Below are 17,515 nucleotides of genomic sequence, written 5' to 3'. Positions count from 1 at the left end.
AGCACGGCCCACGGTGTGCCTGCGCACCGACCTCACTGCTCCCAAGCAGACACCTCGCTGCGCCCGAGCAGGCAGCCATCTTTGCCCGATCCTCTCCGTGCCCACGGGCCGCATGAACCCACATCAGTTCAGGGATGAACCAAACAGCCCACTTTTACAACCGGCACGCCGTTGAGTTCTTCGGCAGCACAGTCGGTGTGGACATGGCCCCGTTGCATGCACGCTTCTTGGCTGGACTGCCGGCGGGAGCCGCAGTGTTGGATGCTGGATGCGGTTCGGTGGCCTACTATTTGTGAGCTCACATGACAGCTCATTCTGTCGGACGTGACGGAGCTATTTCACTTCAGGTATGTTGTCCACGGCGGCGGAATAGCGTGCGCTCATGACAGCCACTTTGCATTCTGGACGTTTGGCCCATTCCGAAACCATCTTCCCGCCCGCAGAGGCATGAAGCACGTCGTTGATCTCCTTAGCCCACACAGCGATTTGGGCCAGTAGCTCTGGGGAAACAGCCTGTTTATTCCATACGCGGTCGAGGTCAATGCGATGCCCTAGCTTTTCTGACAGCAGTGACACCGTATAGGCGGTAACGTTGGCTTGGAAAGCTTGAAACATAGGACGGATGAGCTTTTGGGCGTCGAGGTAAATCTTGGCCTTGGCGATCATGGCCTTGTAATCGGCGACTGTGGGTGTAGGTGCTTCTTCTCCGTCAGTGGGGTTGAGTCCTGCCATAAACCGATCAAAGTTCTTCTGCGAACCAAGGCTGACGAGATCAGGCTTTTTGTCCCAAGCGTTGATGTACTTCGCAAGGTCTGTTTTGGTGATGCGCCGCGCCGTTGGAATAGCCTCCTTCAACGATTTGAGCTTGGCAGGTGTCGTTCCCTCGCGGGTAAGTAGTGTGTTGTAACTGCCAGCGGCGCGCTCGTAGAACCATTGACCAACGCCATCGGGACAGAACACTGAGCGAGAGAGCTTCTCAATCTCGACATGGAACGGCTTATTAGCCGACAGATCAGATTGGCGCACAGCGTTTTGGCTGTTGGCATACCGTGAGATATCTGAGACGAGGGCTTCTTCTTTTGCGGCGTCATCTTCACGCATGACGATAATCTTGGCCGGAATGCGCACGCGGCTGAGGTCGGTCTCGGGAAACTTCTTCTTCGTGAAATAGATCGAGGCAGTCGTCTGACCACCATTGACGATTTGAAGGCCTTTGAGCCACAAGATGCCTGTCGAACCTTCACTGCAAGCTTTGTCCAGCGCCATCTTGTCAGCGACGATCACGATGCCATTGTTGTAGGCCATGAAGCGCTCAGGGGCTGTGCGCAGGGTATTTTGGATGCCAGTGTTTACGCCCTTGCCTTTGACGCTTAGGAAAGAGCGGACGTTGGCCTCCAGAAGACGCGCACCGAATTGCTCGTACAGCAGGCGTAAAGCCTCAGCAGGAATCGCTGTCAGGGCGTAGTCGTAATCGCTTTCGCCTGGAACATAGACACACGGCAGGGGAGCACCGCACACCGATTTAAAATCGACGATCAGCTCGTCGCGGGGCTTGCCCTCGGACCAGTGGCGATGAAGGCGCTCAATGTCCATGACTTCCAGCCGCACAGCTTTGCCACCGATGTCTCGCGTCTTGAAGTTTTTGGATTTTGCAACTCTGTCGGTGATGACGTAGACCCGAACCTGTTCCAAGTCGTCGTAAATGGCTTGCAGGGTTTCGGCTAGCGAGCGCACGTCGCTGGAGGGATCTAGCTTAGGAGCCATCCTGCCCTCAGCGCACAGCGTTAGGAAGCGCAGGCACTGCTCCACAGCAGTTTTAGTTTCGGCATCGGGAATGTTCGTGGGCTCATCGGCGTTGGCGTACAGGCTCACAAAGAGGTCGAGCTGATCGTTTTCTTCTGAGATCGAGTACCCGCTCAAGCGCAGGTTGGCATTGCCTACCTTGCCTTCGAAATGGCATTCGACCGGCTCGAAAGTCATGCCTATGTCCGACATGTGCTCCATGACGATGCCGCAGAACACGAGTTCTTCATAGAGTTCGCCATTGCGCATTTGCGCTCTGACAGCAGCCTGCGTCTCGCGCAGGAATTCAGGCAGATCCATATTCAAATCGCTCCCAGTTGTTTAAGGGCGCCATCGACGCCCACGTTGTCGCCCGGCGCTTTGTCCAGGTCGATTTCATACATGGCCCACGTGATCCCCGAAGGGGCATTGCTATGAGTCAACCGGGGAAAGTTCTCGTCAACCATGACGACTCGGATGTCGTTCAAAGCGAATTTGCGAGGGTATCTTTTTTCGTGCGCGTCAACGTAGCCAGCCGCCAGAAGCCGCTCTGAAAGCAAGCGTGTGGCTTCCGCATCGCCTTGGATCGCCGCGCGTATGGCCGCGATGAGTTCAGGCAGACTTTGCCCAGATTCGACTTGGCGAAACCGAGCGCCTGCTACAAACAAGGGCTGACGAACCGAATCGTCCAGTTGTTCAAGCGATCCGATCTTGGCGGAGAAACCATTCATCGAGATGGTGGCTTTGACTTCCAGCGCTCCGGTGCCGATCTCAAAGTCCTGAATGCCGTCGAGCGGGCCGACCCATGATTCGATGGCCTGGGCAGGACCAACGCCAGCTCCAATGATCGCTTCCAGAAGGGAGAGTTCGCCGATCAATCCTATTTCTGCTTCGGGACTTAAGGCTTGTGCCCCCTTGCGCATGAACTCCTGCCAAGCGCTCACACGACCTATGAATGTGCGGATGAGCCTAGCATCGACGACACCTGCCTCCGCCGCATCATCCAGTGCCCCGATAACATCGCACGACATAGCAGCGAAGAGCTCGGGGCTTCCTGCTGACTTGCGAGACAAGGCGATCCATAGCTGCCCGTTGCCTTCTAAACCTACGCGCTCTATCGAGAACCCTTGGCCATCGGGGAGCTTTTCGGTCGCAGAAATCTTCGCGGTTGGAAAGCCGACCAGCACGGCTTCTGCGTTGTCGGGTGAGCGTCGGCCCGCGCATACGTCCAGAGGACCGGATGGCGGCAGGGCGATCAAGCGCCAGCCGGACTCTGCGTCGTCGCCGGACAGGGAGGACCATGCCATGAGGAAGTCTTTACTCGGACGGGCCATATTCTTGCATCCAGTAAAGCAGGTTCACTTCGTATTCGACCCGGATCGCGCTGTCGCTCGATGGGAATGCGATGGCGAAAGCCATGATGGGTTTGTCCCAGTCGGGCACGATCAGCCTTTCGGGAAGCTTGTCCTTGCCCGCGTATGGGGAGAGTGGATACAGAAGCAGCAACCCGCGATCTGCGGGGCCACCAAGTTGCGCGCGTGCCATGCGGATGCCTTTGCCGCTGGGGATGGATGGCAGCGAAGGAACGTGGCCTCGCGCGGGGTCAGGCCTCCAAGCGGCGCGGGTGATCGCCAGTGCTTTGCGCCAAGCCTCGTCGTCAAGGTCTATGCCTTCGTCGGATGGGTCGGTAAGCACGCCGATAGCAAATTTGGCAGGGTCAATCGGTTGGTCGGGATTCTTGGGCGCGTCGGGGGTGCGCATGGGGAATTTTTCGACGCTGATTCCGCCAGAGAAGGCATGCGGTTCGCCGACACCGTCGCCCTCAGCCAAAAGCGCGACGCTCCATTGTTTCAACTGGCCAATCTCAATCATCTTCGTGATGAAGTCAGCCAAGACAGGTCCCTTCGCGCTGGTCGCGTTGGGGTGGGTGGCATAAGAGCCCAAAAAGGAAAGTATTTTGGCTGCCTCGACATCCTTCCAAAGGCTTGAACGCTTCCATTTATCAGCGCTGCCGTCGCGCGCGTATTCGGGACCGACCACGGCAGGCGCGCCCATGGCCGCTAGGAGGGTATCCGTGGCAGCAAGGTTGCTAGATTGAATTTTTGCGTCCCGGTGGAACAGGATGGTTTGCGGGCGTGAACCGCTGTACGTGAGAGACAGGGTTTGTGAATTGCGCATTTTCAGCGGCGACGTGATCGTCAGGACTTCGTGCGATTTGACTTTCAGCCCGTATTGCTCAGGCGTGAGACGCGCCTCGGCCATGAAGTCGAATTCTTTGCGTAGCTCTTCGGATGCGTCGGCGATGTGGCCGAACCAGCTCACCAAATCAGGTGAGGTGTAAAGACGGCAGAGATCAAGATATCCAAGGCGATAACCGAACCAGCGGCCCATTTGCATGAGTGTGTCGTACATCCGCGTGGTGCGGATGAAATAGCTGACGCAGAGACCTTCGAGTGTCAGGCCCCGAGCGAGCTTATCGCCGCCAACGGCGATGACCTTCAAGGCCGTGCCGGGAGCTGCGTAATCGAGAGCATCCTTGGCTGTTCCGTTGATAGAGCGAACTTCGATATCGCCCATGACAAGCGGCAAAGCTGCCAAGACTTCTTCCCAGCTTGGCATTTCTGGTGGGCGTTCTTGGGGCGGCGAGAGCTCAGCGACTTTGTCGCGAGTGGGCATGAAGTCGTCTTCCCAAAGCTGCTGCATCCGAGTGAGAAGCTCGGTCGCGTCTATGCGTCGGGTGATCTTCTGTCGCATGCGCCGCACTGTGTCTTCGACTTGCTCGCGGACGAGGTTTTGCACCGCCACGAACCGGGTGGTGTGGATCAGCATGGAGCTGTGCTGCGAGCCTTGGCCGCGAAGCTCGCGCGTGGCGCACGCTAGGACAAATGAGTAGACCGCGTCGCGAAGCGACGGCGGAATGGTCTCTTGCCCGTTGTAGGTGGGCGTGTGGTTCTTGTTGTGCTTGGGCGGCATCCACCCTGATTCGGTTTGTGGATCGTAGTTGTCGATGATGTCGCGGGAGAGCGGCAGCGCGCCGACGCGCCCCTCCTTGGTCATGCGGCCAAAGAGCCGTGCTGGACCGACATAGTTAGATGGTGCAGCCAAGTTGATGATGAATGAGCGCGGAAAAAGGTCGGGGCCTTCTTTGGCTGTCGCGCCTTTGTGGTGGATGAAGATGTTAGCGAAGGGTGTAGCGGTGTAGCCCACGTAGGCTTTGCGGGTGAATGTGTGGAGAATCTGGCGAATCAGGCTGTTAATCGTCTTGGGCTGATGCTCTTCGTCAGGATTGCCGTCCTCGTCGAATAGTTGCTCCCCCGTGTCTACCGAAGCGTTGTCCGCCTCGTCGTCGATCATCAGAAGTGGCAGCTTGGTGATGAGCTTGCGTCTGTCGTCGATGTCGGTGGCGTCGGCCACGCGCGATTGAAGCCATTTGAGCAAGGCGGTGAGAACCGTTTTCTGCTTCTTGACCACGAATAGCCATGGGCGCTCTTCCGGTGAGATACCGTGAAAGTGTCTGGCTGCGACTTTGCTGAAGTCGCCATTGTTGGCGCGAGTCGTGGCGGAATTGGTCTTCAAGTCTTCGCCAAAGTGCGCAACTCCAATGGCTTTTCCCGCGCCTCGGTCGTTGGTGGTCTCGTAGCCCAAGAAGCCTTCTTCGAGTCGCATTTGGGTTTGCGAGCGCAGATTGTTGTGCATACCAGCCAAGACGATGATGATCTTGTAGCCTGCGTCAGCGGCCTTGCAGATGAGGCCTGAGTAGTTACTGGTCTTGCCAGACTGCACATGGCCGACAACTAAGCCTCTGCGATCCCAAGCGCCTAAGCGCATCGGGTCTTCCAAGAGTTCCAGAATGTTGTCGGTATCCTCGTCGAGGCCCTCGACGACCACATCGGATAGTTTGTCCTCTTGGAAGTCACGGTATCTTCGCCAATACGACCAGTCGCGTTTGCGCGACGCGTTGAGCCAATTCAAGTGGCCTTCCTCATCTTTGAGCGTGGTGGCTTTGCCCATCCAATGGCTGAACCGTTGGATCAAGATAGAAACTGCTTGCTGATGATCGACGAGAAGATGGGTCTCGTCGGCAAACATGTCGGCTGCCCGCTTTACCTTCTCGGCGATGAAGGATGGCGTGATTTTGGATTTATCCTTTTCCGCCTTGATGAGTCGTTGCGCAGTGGCGACCACGTTTTCGAGCAGTTCGACCTGCGCGGCGGCAGCTTCAGGTTCGATCATGTGCACAGTCCCAGTTTCGCGACGAGCGCAGGATATTTTTGGAAGGGTTCGGTGCGCAACAACGACTTGCGTGCCTCTTCGGCGGTTAGCCCCTTGCGCTCCATGAGGTCGTCGAAGAGTACTTGGGCCACCTCGACGATCGCCTCGTTGGGCTCGCCTTCGAAGCAGGTGCGTGGCGTTTCTTTGTTTTCGGCAGTGTCGAGCCAAATACGCTGCACCGGAACGGTTTCCTCAATCACGCGGAGCATGGACTTGACCAGTGGCCCCAACGCACCGGCGTTGACCAGCACTGCGGCGACCGATGGGTGCGTCTCTTCGATCCGATACCGAATACCAGCCTTTACCCGTTCGGCTCGCCATGCTTGTTCGATTGGGATATTGCCTTGCGCTGGCGCGGGGGTTCCGCGATAGGCGAATACGCGGCGGGCCTTCTCGCGGGTGTTTTCGGCCAAGGCCATGAGCCGGGGACGAAGAGAAACGGGAGGACGGGCGGTCGATTTCCGGACGTCGATTTTCCAATCGACATCCGCCGTGTTGGGAATGTCTATTCGGATGCGGGCCAAGCGATGGGCCTCTTCCCGATTCCATGCGCGGGCGTTGCCGAGGCCAAGCCAGCCGCCTGCCACAAGGAGCCGCTCGTTGCGGTAGACGTAGAAGCCTTGCTGCGCGGTCCAGCCTGCCGGGCCGGCGTTTTCGTCGAATTCGGCAGGAGTCAACTTGTCCCGGTGCGGCAGGACGTGGCACTGGACGGCAACGAAGCCGTAATCGGTGGGGTGACGGGTTGTCGGCGACGACCATGGCTTGGCGGGGTGCCCGGTCATGAACGGGTCCCATGGCGCGACGGCCTTGCCATTCAAAAGCAATTTGAATTTGGCGCGCGGCCCTTGGATCAGACGATGAAAGACCATTGCCAGATGGGATTCGACGTCATCGACCAAGTCGTTGAAGTCGTCAGCGGTGTAGCCAGCCGAGACGATCCTGTCCATCGACTCCCACAGAACTAGCGTACCGCAGCGTTTATCTTCCAAGGGGGTAAGGTAGGACCTAGACCCCTTAGCTGGCCCCTCGTAAAGCAGCCAATCGCTGTCTTGGCGGGAAGCTAGTTCCTCCAAGTCCCACCGCAGGCAGCTTTGCGAACCATTTTTGAATGATGCGACTGTAAGTCTGCGGCACTGTGAGAAAGATGCAGTTTTCAGCCCCATACCGAAGCGCCCAAGATCGCGCGCACTACGGGCATCGAGTGGATTTTTATCGCCAAGTCGCAAAGCGCTTTCAAGCTCTGCGTCATCCATTCCACAGCCATCATCTAGGACGGAAATTCGGCTATTCAGACCATCCCAATCGAACTGAATGCGAGTTTCCGTCGCTCCTGCCGAAATACTGTTATCGACGATGTCCGCCAATGCGGCTGCGGTGGAGTAACCAAGTCCCCGAAGGGATTCGAGCATCGCAGCTGCACGCGGCGGCGCATTGCGTGTTTTTTGCGGCATCACCATTAGGCGTCCAACTTCTGGTCTTGCGTTTTGTCGTCGTCAGCTTCGTCCGCTGGCTCAAGTGAGTTGGTGTCTTTGAGAGCATTCAACAATGCATAACGGGTAGGGTGTTTCATATGGCGAATCGCCTTGGCCTCGATTTGTCTGATGCGCTCGCGTGTCACGCCTATTCGGGTTCCTATCTCATCCAAAGTCATGGCGTCTGGCATGTCGATGCCGAATCGCATTTGTAGAACATCTTGTTCTTTGGATTTGAGGGTCCTAAGAATTTTATGAACCACCGTGACCAAATCGTGATCTGACGCGATGTCCATTGGGTCCCGAGCAATGTATTCGTCGCGTGAGCCAATGGCGATCATTGAGTCGATATCGATTTCGTGAATTGGCAGCGGCTCGCCTGAGATCTGCATATAGGATGCGACTTTGCGGGTAGACAAGACGACGAGTTCTGCAACTTCGGCAGTGGTGGGGACTCTATCGTTGGCTATTTCGAAGGCGCGTACAACTTGTTCGATACGTTGGACTTTTTCATACACATGGACGGGGACGCGTATAGTTTTGGCCTTGTCGGCAACGAACCGTGACACCTGCTGGCGGATCCACCAAGTAGCGTATGTTGAGAATCTGTATCCCCTACGCCAGTCAAAACGCTCGACGCTTTTTAAAAGGCCGAGATTTCCCTCTTGAAGCAAATCGTCCAACGGCATCCCGCTGTAAAGATATTTTTTGGCAATTGATTGAACCAACTTCAGGTTGGCAACGGACATGCGATCCCGAGCGACCCGGTATGTCTGCATCGCGCTTCTAAGCGCTAGCGCCGGTTGATGCTCTGCGATCTGCCCTGATTCAGACAGACCCAAGAGGTAGGAGGCTGATAATCCTAGCGAGCCAAGTGCCTCGCGCGTGGCGTTGTCGGCAGTCGTCAGTGTTTCCAGTGATCGGGCGATATTCCAAAGTCGTTCCGCATTCGAGATGAATTCGGAAAGTTCATCTTCAGGTGAGTTTTCGTAGGAATCGTCTTGCGAATCTTTGTCGCCGGTGCTTTCAGAACTAGTGGAAAGCGAGTCGCCTTGAGCCGACTCGTGGATATCTTCGCGTATCCCTGACGACATCCAGCGAAGTGGCTTTGTTCGGGACTTCACCCTCTGGGAGTCTTCGACGATTGCTTCGATTCCAGTGATGGAGCCAGCCAGCACGTCCAACGCGGTTTCGATGCCTTGTTCCATTGCCTTACCAAGAGCGATTTCTTCATCGGCAGTCAAAAGCACGATGTGTTGAAAGTCTCGTTGGTAGAGGCGCAACGGGTCGTTGCTCCGCGATTCCAATGCGTCGATGAACGTCAACGCCTCGTCTACGGAGTGCTCTTCGTCAGAGGTTTCGCGAGGATCTACGTAGACCTCGAAGCTCTCTTGATGCGTGGAATATTCATGGCGCTCATCAGCCTCAGCTCCAAGATCGTTGATGACCATGCGTAGTAGGGACTCGGCGTCAACATTGGGTGTTTGGTCATCATTGAGCGTCATGTCTTCAATGACTGCATTCGGCACGCTGCCCTCGCGGGTCGCACGAAGCAGCAATGATCGGAGGCGCTCACGAGTTTCAGCATCGGCCGCTTTTGGAGGTGGGGATGCCTGCTCGGGCAAGAAGGCTTCAAAATCTTCCCAGCCAGCTGAGATATCAATGGGGGAATATTCTGAGATCGCTTTCTGGACTTCCGACGCATTGATCAAAACAATCGGATTACCGACTGGCATGGATAGTTCAGCCTCAGACTCCCAGCCTGAGAGATCCAAAGAGGCACAGTCCTCGTCAAAGTCGATCAGTTCAACAACAGGAATGGAAGAAATTGCATCAGCATTGACGGGCAGATGCTTTGTTGGGTACGTGGATTCATTTTCGAGATCTGTTGCGAATGCGGACTCCAACAACAGCGCAACATCGCGCGCGCCAGCTGTATTTGCAATAGCAAGTGCGTTGTTTCCGTCAGAATTACACAGGAGCGGATCGGCGCCAGCATCCAGAAGTAGCTTACAAATGTGGGGCTTGTTTCGCTTGGCTGCGAGCATGAGGGGTGTCTGACCATCTGCATCGCGGGCGTTGAGATCATCGCCACGTTCGATGTGGAGGCGTACTGCATTTGCGACTCCCGCCACAATGGCTACTCGTAGGAATCGGTTCAAAGTGGCTTTGGGCTGGTTCACGAAATCGTTCATGAGCGCGCCGGCCCCCCACGGGTCTCTAAGGCGACGATTTTTGGTTTTGGTGGAGGGGTTTCCACATCCTCCCAGTTAAGGTGCTGGCTGTAGCCAACGGAAGGCATCATTGTCCCTATGGCCATATTGGCTCTGTTGAGTTTTGTCCTTACAAATTCTACAGGTGGAGATGTTCCCAAAGTTGAAGTTACGTGGATGTATTTGCCGAAGTACAAGCTATTCGCATCCAGCTTGCAGCCACTGTTGAAAAACTGCCAACTTGCTAGGCAACGCCTGCATAAATCTGGCAGTCATAAGCTTGATCTCGCCTTACTTGCTCGATGGCAAGCGCGGACGCGAGTCGTTTCTGTTGGATATGATGTTGCAAATTAACTTCATGCCGCAGTGGTTTTGCTTGAGTGATCCGGTGATGGAACAGAGGATTGGCACGTCATGTCTATTCCTGACCGATAGACGATGTCCCCAACAATCAGTCCTATCTGGTACGCCAGTAACGGCGGCACAGCATTACCAACTTGGGTGTATTGCGAGGTTCGGTTGCCAAGGAAAACGTAGCTATCCGGGAAGGTCTGAAGCCGTGCTGCCTCACGAACAGACAAGCTGCGACATTGCGATGGCTCAGGATGAATGAAAGCGTGACCATCCTTGCTGATATGACTTGTCACGGTCGTGCTTTGTTTGCCACCCAACTGCACACGGAATCTGTCGTTGAATATCACGTTCGATATGTTGGCCGGATCAACGTTTTTATGTTTGGGCAATAAACTGATTGGAAAGTCTGCAAGACGTGGGCTGATATTGCAGACTTCGCCGAAAGCTGCTGCAAAAAGGTAACGAACAAGATCCTCAGGCATATGAGTCCGTGACTCGTGGTTCGCAAGCAATGTCAGCGGCCGGTCTTGATACCAAGCATGCAACTCTTTGATTGCGGGCCATCCTTCGACAAAGATGCGATCCAATCCACATCCGGGATCAGTTGCTGAACGCATCTCGCAGATTGCTTGCTCCATTCGATCTGCAACATGGTGACGCACAGGATTTTCTGCATTTCTGAGTTCTTCCAAGGCCGTCTTTGTCATGGATAAATCAAAGCTACTCAACCAATGCGCGCCAGCCCCACGCCGACTTAATCCAGATCGAAGTTTTGGCAAATCAAGAATCACATTGCCGACAGTGACTTTAGGCGCGGCCTTGAGATGCCCAACTTTTCTGCCTGCACTCTCAAACACATCCCGCCTGATTCCGCAAATGATGACTCTATGCCGTGCCTGAGGGATACCAAGGAACTCAGTACAGACGATGAAATCGGACGCGGCGGGTGCTGGATCGGTATTGCTCCCATCTGCACCTTGAGACAAGGACACCAAGACGTACTCAAGTTCTTGGTTGACCCCACAAATCCGACCAGGATGTTTCAAATCAGACGTGATTGACTCAAAGATCTGAGCCCCCTCGACTGTCGAAGTCAGGATACCTTTGACGTTTTCCATGATGAATACCGCAGGACGGTATTCAGCAATAACTTGCAGATACTCTTTGTAGAGAAAGTGTCGGTGGTCCTCTTCAGGGCGATAACCCTCCTTGCCCCGGTTACGGGCTCGCCCTACCAATGAATAAGCTTGGCACGGAGGCCCCCCTATCAAAACTATGTTGTTTGGCAATTTCCCGTCTTGCATGAACGGGATCAAGCACTTACGGATACCTGCCGAGGCTACGGCGCGATGTTCTGGCCCAAGCTCGAAGTTCCATGCCTCTTTGCGGGCTTCTCTACAGGCATCCACGATCAGCGGGTTACCGCATTCATGAAGCTTGTCAAAGACAATATTCCATGGCTCCTTGGCCACAACTTGATCCCAAGTTGCCCAAGCTGCTTGACTAACTGTTTCTGTGGAGTCCAACAAGGCACGCTGAAGAGCACGATGTGCAGCCCTTAGGGCCAGCGTACAAGCTGCCATTCCATCTTTTTCAATGGATACAACGGTCCGGAATTTAACGATCCCAGAACGGGAAAGTCCCTCACCCAACCCACCTGGGCCAGCAAACAAATCAATGACGGGAATAGGCATCTGGTCTTATACGAGTGGCAGCCTCAATCGTCTGAAACTGCCGATAGAGAGGGGCGCATCCTACCAGGGACCAAGTTGGCGGCTCAAGTTTGGATGGGGGCTCCCCCCTCAACCCAACTTTCGGGGGATGTCAATCAAGTTGCTGCGCTGCAAAGAATGGGACGCCCTTTAAACAACGGGAGTTCTTCATGCAAGCGAAAGTGATTACGAATTTTGTGCGGCTGAACGAATCGGACTTTCAGACCAAAGTGGCCCTGATCGTGGCGTCGTTGACGGGGAATGCACGTTTCCCCGAGCCGTGGCCAGCACCGGCGCCGAGTTTGGCGCAGATCAATGCGGCCTTTGATGTGTATCGCAGTGCGTATCGCGCCAGCCTTACGCACGACACGATCAAGATCGCTGAGCGCAACAGCGCCCGCGAAGCTTTATCGGGGTTGCTGCAAACGTTGGTGAAGTATTTGGAATTTGTGGCCAATGACAACGAATCGGCCCTGCAATCCACTGGGTTTGATCTGCGTCGTGATGCGGTGCGCGGTGACCATGCCGAGACCTTGGTGGCTCCTGAGGGCTTGAAGCTCAAGCGTGGCGTGCTTGGCGGGCAGGTGGACGTGCGCGTCAACCGTTTGCTTGGGGCGGGCAGCTACGAAGCGGAGATCGCTCAGGGCGACCCCAATGTGGAAGACAACTGGCACCACGCGTTGACTTCCACAAGCAGCATGCACATGCTGCTGCGCGATCTGCCCGCCGCACAAACCTTCTGGGTGCGCGTGCGCGGCATCAATACCGCTGGGGCAGGGCTATGGTCTGAGCCCGCCAGCATCATGGTGGTTTGAGTGTGAGACCTGAGGGCGCATGCTGAAGAAGGCATGCGCCTGATCAGGATCAGCGATCAGAGGCTGGTTCTGGGTTCCAAGACTTTCAGCAACGGGAGCTTGCCCATGCGTTTGGCGATGTCCGCCGCTGTCATGCCTTGGAAGCGCAGGGTGGTGTAGTTGATGCCAAACTGCTGCAACAGCCGAACACCATCCACATCCCCCGCTAAGACGGGAATGAAGGCCACCGGAATTTCGTTCTCGCTCACCGTGGCCTCGGGCTTAGCCCCGAGTTTGAGCAATCGACGGGCGGTGTCATGGTCTCGCCGATCCATGGCATAGGCCAAGGCGGTGAGTTTGTCGTTGTCACGCTGGTCAATCTGCTCCCCCGCTGAGATCAACTGTTGAGCCGCCACCAAAGTGACGTCACTGCCCGCCAGCAAATACAGGGGCATGGGGCCTGCGGGCAAATAAATCCGTGCCTGATTCAAGGCACTTTGACGTTTGGGGCCGGTGGCTTTTGACCAAACGACGTAGTGGGCCATGCCAAGCACATGCCGCGTATCAACATCGGTACAGTCATCGGCTGACAAAGACTGGGTCGCCATGTCGGTCGCTTTGGTAGCGTCACCACGCTCGGTCAATAAAAATTGGGCGTACTCGGCGGCGTAGCAACTGCCTGCGCCGTACTCAGCCACCCGTTGTTGATGAATGGTTTCCATACCGTCTTTGTCCTTGCGTTGTTTGAGCAAGTTCAGCAACTTGAAATACGCATCCAAACGGGCGCGGTCATAGGTCCCCCCTGTACGGGGCCGGGCAATGGCCTCACGGTATTTCGGGATGGCCTGATCGATTCTGTTTTGCATCACGTACAACTCGCCCCAATTGGCCCAGAGCCAAATGTTGGGCGGATTCGAGGTGGCGGCTTCTGAGAAAAGACGCTCGGCTGGGGCATAACGGTTTTGGTGGGCATAGACATACCCCAAAAGAATCTTGGCGTTGACGCTGTCCGGGCGGATCTGCAACGCTGAGTCGAGCAGGTTCTCTGCTTGATGAAAACCCTCAGGCCCCCAACGGGTTTTCATGGCGACCCGCGCCAATTCCACATAGCCCGCGTCCATTTGTGGGTCTTTGGTGATCAGCCGTTCAAGGATCACTTTGGCCTCACTGAGACTTTGCTGATCGCTCTGATCGATCAGCACAACCGCCTGCTTGAGAAGCTCATCATTGGACTTGGAGGCCAAGTTGCGATCCCGAAACCACACTTGCCAACTGGGCCACTCCATCGGTTGACGAATCGTTTGGCTTGCGCTGAGTTGATTCATGGCACCCACCATCTCCACCGTCACTTGCTGAATGACGATGGCGCTTTCGCCGGGGTGCTGCATATCGATACTTATGTGGTGCGCACCGCGCTCCACTTTCATGGGCATGAAAGCCATCCGACCTTGGCTTGGATCAGCGCCTACTTCGGTGAACTGGGTGATACGCCACTGGGCGGCCGGAGGGCTGCCGGTATAGAAGTAATCGAACTCAGCCGTCCAAGAACCGTTCTTGCGCTGCACGCTGAAATGGCTGATGGCGTTGGTGCCCGCCAAGGGCGGCTCAGCGGATGGCGGGATCGGTGGGTTGAACACCACCATGGGTGGGTTGCTGTTGGCCTCACGTATGCCATAGGCCACGTATCCCCCCGTGAGCGAGACCAAGATGGCGAAGAGCACGAAAGGCCGTCGATGTGACCGGATGAGCTGTTTGAGTGACACGAAAACCTCCCTAAATGGTTGTCAGAATATCCGATGAACCGAAGTTTTCAGCATGTCATCCCCCGGCTTCGTCCGATCCACAGCCCCCCTTGGCCGATGAGCAGGGCCGCCGTCAAGACGGTGGCGACGCCGGTGGCGGGGTGGTCGATCAGGCCGACGGCGACGGTGCTGAGTGCGCCGACCGCCATTTGCAAAAAGCCGTAGAGCCCGGAGGCTGAACCCACCAAGTGGGTCGGGGCCGACCCCAACGATTCGGTCATGTTGGCGGGGCTGGCAGCGCCAGCGGCCACGGTCAGGATCAACATCGGGGCCATCAGCGAGAAGACCGTCAGCGTGCCCATCAAGGTGACGGCAAGCAAGGTGAGGGCACTGGCCAGACTGATCAGGTTGGCGCCCATCAACACATGCTCCACCCGCACGCGGTGCCCAAAGTTGCGCATCAACAGCGTTCCAAGCGACATGCTGACGATCAAAGCACCCATCGATAAGCCCGCTTCGTGCATTGGGCGGTGCAATTGGGTCGAGAAGATGAATGGTGCGGCCACCACAAAGGCATACATCGACGAGGTGGAGCAACTGCCGTTGATGGCAAAGCCCATGAACGAGGGCGAACGCAGCAAGCGGCTGTAGTCACGCACCATCGGGGCAAAGCGCACGCGGCCGGTGGGCTGGCCGGTTTCTGGCAGCAAGAACCACGTGGCGATGAACGTGATCAGGCCCAAGCAAGCCAACACGCCAAAGATGGCACGCCAGCCCAAGAAGGTGGCAAGCACGGAGCCCAAGGTGGGGGCCACGCCGGAGCCCATCATCAAAATCAAGCTCAATGAGGCCATGTTGCGCGCAAGATCCTCGGGCGGTGAGGCATCGCGCACGACCACCCGGCCCATCACCAACCCGGCACAGCCGCCCAGCGATTGCATCAAACGGGCCCCCACCAAGCTGGGCACGTCCTGCGACAAAGCAGCCATCAACCCCGCGCTGGCATACAGGGCCAAACCCACCAGCAGTGGCGGGCGCCGCCCCAAACCATCGGCCAAGGGGCCATAGATCAGCTGCCCAGCTGCCAAGCCGGTGATGTAGACCGTGATGGTCATTTGCATGGCAGCGTTGCTCACCCCAAAATGACGCGCAGCGTCAGGCAAAGCGGGCACAAACAGGTGCATCGCCAAGGTGCCAGAGAAAGTGATCAGCGCCAGCAGCCAGAACGGTGCCGCCCCACCCTTAGAATGCAGCGCCCACCGCTTTTGTCCTTGATTCTTTAGCCCTTGATTCATGACCTATATTGTCCTTGCCCGTAAATACCGACCGCGCAGTTTTTCTGAGATGGTGGGGCAGGAGCATGTGGTTCAGGCCCTGGGCAATGCGCTGACCCAGCAGCGACTGCACCACGCCTATTTGTTCACCGGCACACGCGGGGTGGGCAAGACGACGGTGTCGCGCATTTTGGCCAAGAGCCTCAACTGCACCGGGGTGGACGGGCAGAGCGGCATCACGGCATCACCGTGCGGGGTGTGTGAAGCGTGTCGGGCGATCGACGCCGGGCGCTTTGTCGATTACATCGAACTCGACGCGGCTTCCAATCGCGGTGTGGACGAGATCAGCCAGTTGCTGGATCAGGCGGTTTACAAACCCGTGGTGGGGCGCTTCAAGGTCTACATGATCGACGAAGTCCACATGCTGACCACGACGGCCTTCAACGCGATGCTCAAGACGCTCGAAGAGCCGCCCGAATATCTCAAGTTCGTTTTAGCGACCACCGACCCGCAAAAAGTGCCGGTCACGGTGCTGAGCCGCTGCTTGCAGTTCAACCTGCGGCCCATGGCACCGCAGACCATCCAAGAACACTTGGCCACGGTGCTGACCCAAGAAGCCGTGCCCTTTGAAGTCGGTGCATTGCGTTTGATGGCGCGCGCGGCGCGCGGTTCGATGCGCGACGCGCTCTCGCTCACCGATCAGGCCATCGCCTATGCAGGCGGCTCGCTGCAAGAGGCTGTTGTGCGCAACATGCTCGGGGCGGTGGACCGCAGCCACGTGGTGCGCATTGTCGAAGCTTTGGTGCGTGGTGATGGCGCAGCTTTGGTGCAGATCGCCGATCAATTGCGCGCTCTGGGCCTCTCGGCAGCCGGCACCTTGGAAGAACTGGCCTTGTTGGCTCAGCACATGGCGGTGCAACAAGCGGTGCCCGGTGCACTCGACCCCAACGACCCGCAAACCGAAGCCATCGTCGCTTTGGCCGCCCAGCTGGCCGCCGATGAGACTCAACTGCTCTACAGCGTGAGCCTGCACGGTCGCAACGAACTCAACTTGGCCCCGGACGAATACAGCGGCTTGGTGATGGTGCTGCTGCGCTTGCTGGCGTTCCGGCCCGAGAGTGGCGCGGCCAAGCCGGCGCCCGCTCCAACGCCTACACCTGTTCCTAGTCCTGTGGTGAACACACCCGTTCGGGCTGAGCCTGTCGAAGCCCCGCGCCCGGCAACGGCAACGCCGGCCTCATCAGCCCCGGCCCTTCGACAAGCTCAGGGCGAACGGATAGCGGTGCCAAGTCCCGCTGCTGCGGCCACGACCACCACCACCGCGCCCAGCAGCGGCAGCTCCATCCCCCCGTGGGAAGAACTGCCCGAGGAATACGCCGCTGCTCCGGTCCAAGAGGCCCCTGTGCGCATGGCGCCTGTGGTTCAGGCTGGGCCGGTGGTCCCGGCGGCCTTGGCATCCACCGATGCGGTGGCCAGCGGCGCGGATCAAGAGCGCTGGATCGCGGTGGCGCGCAGCCTGATCACCCGAGGGGCGGTGACGGCCATGACCCGTGAGTTGGTGATGCAAGCCGGGTGCGTGCGCATCGACGCTCAAGCCAGCCCGCCGTGCTGGGTGTTGCAAGTGGAACGCGAGACCTTGCGCCAGAACGGCTACCGCGACCGGCTGTTGAGCGCCATGCAAGCCAGTCCCGAGGTGGGCGAGCTTGGTTTACAGATCCAAGTGGGCGCCGTCAGCGACAGTGTCGCCAAGCGCGACGCTGCTGATCGGGCCCGCAAGCAAGTCGAGGCTGAGCAGACCATTCAAGCCGATCCCTTGGTGCAGAACCTGCTGGCCCGCTTTCCGCAATCGCGCATCGTGCCGGGTTCGATCCGAGCGCTCTGAACCGATCAAGCTGATTTT

Annotated in this window: 11 protein-coding genes; 3 read left to right on the top strand and 8 right to left on the bottom strand. The window is 57.1% G+C overall.

What is annotated here, in order from left to right:
- Positions 1-134 precede the first annotated feature (134 nt).
- Complete coding sequence (locus AB3X39_RS04805; RefSeq protein ID WP_369416227.1) at positions 135-296, top strand: hypothetical protein; 162 nt, start codon at positions 135-137, stop codon at positions 294-296.
- 37 nt (positions 297-333) lie between these two features.
- Here AB3X39_RS04805 and AB3X39_RS04800 read toward each other — a convergent pair whose 3' ends face one another.
- From AB3X39_RS04800 to AB3X39_RS04770, 6 genes are all read right to left on the bottom strand, one after another.
- Positions 334-2,103 carry an AIPR family protein gene (locus AB3X39_RS04800; protein WP_369416226.1) on the bottom strand — a complete coding sequence of 590 codons (1,770 nt, stop codon included), beginning with the start codon at positions 2,101-2,103 and terminating at the stop codon, positions 334-336.
- A gap of 2 nt (positions 2,104-2,105) precedes the next feature.
- Complete coding sequence (locus AB3X39_RS04795; RefSeq protein WP_369416225.1) at positions 2,106-3,116, bottom strand: PD-(D/E)XK motif protein; 1,011 nt, start codon at positions 3,114-3,116, stop codon at positions 2,106-2,108.
- Positions 3,100-6,015 carry a Z1 domain-containing protein gene (locus AB3X39_RS04790; protein ID WP_369416224.1) on the bottom strand — a complete coding sequence of 972 codons (2,916 nt, stop codon included), beginning with the start codon at positions 6,013-6,015 and terminating at the stop codon, positions 3,100-3,102. The genes AB3X39_RS04795 and AB3X39_RS04790 overlap by 17 nt, the downstream gene beginning before the upstream one ends.
- The gene (locus tag AB3X39_RS04785; protein ID WP_369416223.1) at positions 6,012-7,511 is read right to left on the bottom strand and encodes an ATP-binding protein; all 1,500 of its coding nucleotides are present in this window, start codon (positions 7,509-7,511) and stop codon (positions 6,012-6,014) included. The genes AB3X39_RS04790 and AB3X39_RS04785 overlap by 4 nt, the downstream gene beginning before the upstream one ends.
- Positions 7,511-9,721 (bottom strand): sigma-70 family RNA polymerase sigma factor, encoded by a 2,211-nt coding sequence (locus AB3X39_RS04780; protein WP_369416222.1) that lies wholly within the window; start codon positions 9,719-9,721, stop codon positions 7,511-7,513. Before AB3X39_RS04780 ends, AB3X39_RS04785 begins: the two co-directional genes overlap by 1 nt.
- Before the next feature lie 374 nt (positions 9,722-10,095).
- On the bottom strand, positions 10,096-11,787 hold the full coding sequence (locus tag AB3X39_RS04770; protein WP_369416221.1) for a DNA cytosine methyltransferase: 1,692 nt from the start codon (positions 11,785-11,787) through the stop codon (positions 10,096-10,098).
- 188 nt (positions 11,788-11,975) lie between these two features.
- Between AB3X39_RS04770 and AB3X39_RS04765 the strand changes: the two genes are divergently transcribed.
- Complete coding sequence (locus tag AB3X39_RS04765) at positions 11,976-12,620, top strand: fibronectin type III domain-containing protein (protein ID WP_369416220.1); 645 nt, start codon at positions 11,976-11,978, stop codon at positions 12,618-12,620.
- A 56-nt stretch (positions 12,621-12,676) separates the two neighbouring features.
- Here AB3X39_RS04765 and AB3X39_RS04760 read toward each other — a convergent pair whose 3' ends face one another.
- Both AB3X39_RS04760 and AB3X39_RS04755 read right to left on the bottom strand, forming a co-directional pair.
- Positions 12,677-14,362, bottom strand: coding sequence for a tetratricopeptide repeat protein (locus tag AB3X39_RS04760; RefSeq protein ID WP_369416219.1), 1,686 nt, complete (start codon positions 14,360-14,362; stop codon positions 12,677-12,679).
- Positions 14,363-14,409: 47 nt separating this feature from the next.
- The gene (locus AB3X39_RS04755; protein WP_369416218.1) at positions 14,410-15,636 is read right to left on the bottom strand and encodes a multidrug effflux MFS transporter; all 1,227 of its coding nucleotides are present in this window, start codon (positions 15,634-15,636) and stop codon (positions 14,410-14,412) included.
- Between AB3X39_RS04755 and dnaX the strand changes: the two genes are divergently transcribed.
- A complete protein-coding gene (gene dnaX / locus AB3X39_RS04750; RefSeq protein ID WP_369416217.1) occupies positions 15,635-17,497 on the top strand; it encodes a DNA polymerase III subunit gamma/tau in 1,863 nt (620 codons plus the stop codon). The two genes, AB3X39_RS04755 and dnaX, sit on opposite strands and share 2 nt — an antisense overlap.
- Positions 17,498-17,515 lie beyond the last annotated feature (18 nt).

It is taken from the genome of Leptothrix ochracea, assembly GCF_041083635.1.
GTDB classification, from domain to species: domain Bacteria; phylum Pseudomonadota; class Gammaproteobacteria; order Burkholderiales; family Burkholderiaceae_C; genus Sphaerotilus; species Sphaerotilus ochraceus.
Note: the sequence above shows the minus strand (reverse complement) of the source record. Positions and strands in the feature narration are given on the sequence as shown.

Bases quoted from the DNA above. Each gene is read 5' to 3' on its own strand.
- AB3X39_RS04805 (WP_369416227.1), top strand. From the start codon at position 135: ATGAACCAAACAGCCCACTTTTACAACCGGCACGCCGTTGAGTTCTTC.
- AB3X39_RS04800 (WP_369416226.1), bottom strand. From the start codon at position 2,103: ATGGATCTGCCTGAATTCCTGCGCGAGACGCAGGCTGCTGTCAGAGCG.
- AB3X39_RS04795 (WP_369416225.1), bottom strand. From the start codon at position 3,116: ATGGCCCGTCCGAGTAAAGACTTCCTCATGGCATGGTCCTCCCTGTCC.
- AB3X39_RS04790 (WP_369416224.1), bottom strand. From the start codon at position 6,015: ATGATCGAACCTGAAGCTGCCGCCGCGCAGGTCGAACTGCTCGAAAAC.
- AB3X39_RS04785 (WP_369416223.1), bottom strand. From the start codon at position 7,511: ATGGTGATGCCGCAAAAAACACGCAATGCGCCGCCGCGTGCAGCTGCG.
- AB3X39_RS04780 (WP_369416222.1), bottom strand. From the start codon at position 9,721: ATGAACGATTTCGTGAACCAGCCCAAAGCCACTTTGAACCGATTCCTA.
- AB3X39_RS04770 (WP_369416221.1), bottom strand. From the start codon at position 11,787: ATGCCTATTCCCGTCATTGATTTGTTTGCTGGCCCAGGTGGGTTGGGT.
- AB3X39_RS04765 (WP_369416220.1), top strand. From the start codon at position 11,976: ATGCAAGCGAAAGTGATTACGAATTTTGTGCGGCTGAACGAATCGGAC.
- dnaX (WP_369416217.1), top strand. From the start codon at position 15,635: ATGACCTATATTGTCCTTGCCCGTAAATACCGACCGCGCAGTTTTTCT.
- AB3X39_RS04755 (WP_369416218.1), bottom strand. From the start codon at position 15,636: ATGAATCAAGGGCTAAAGAATCAAGGACAAAAGCGGTGGGCGCTGCAT.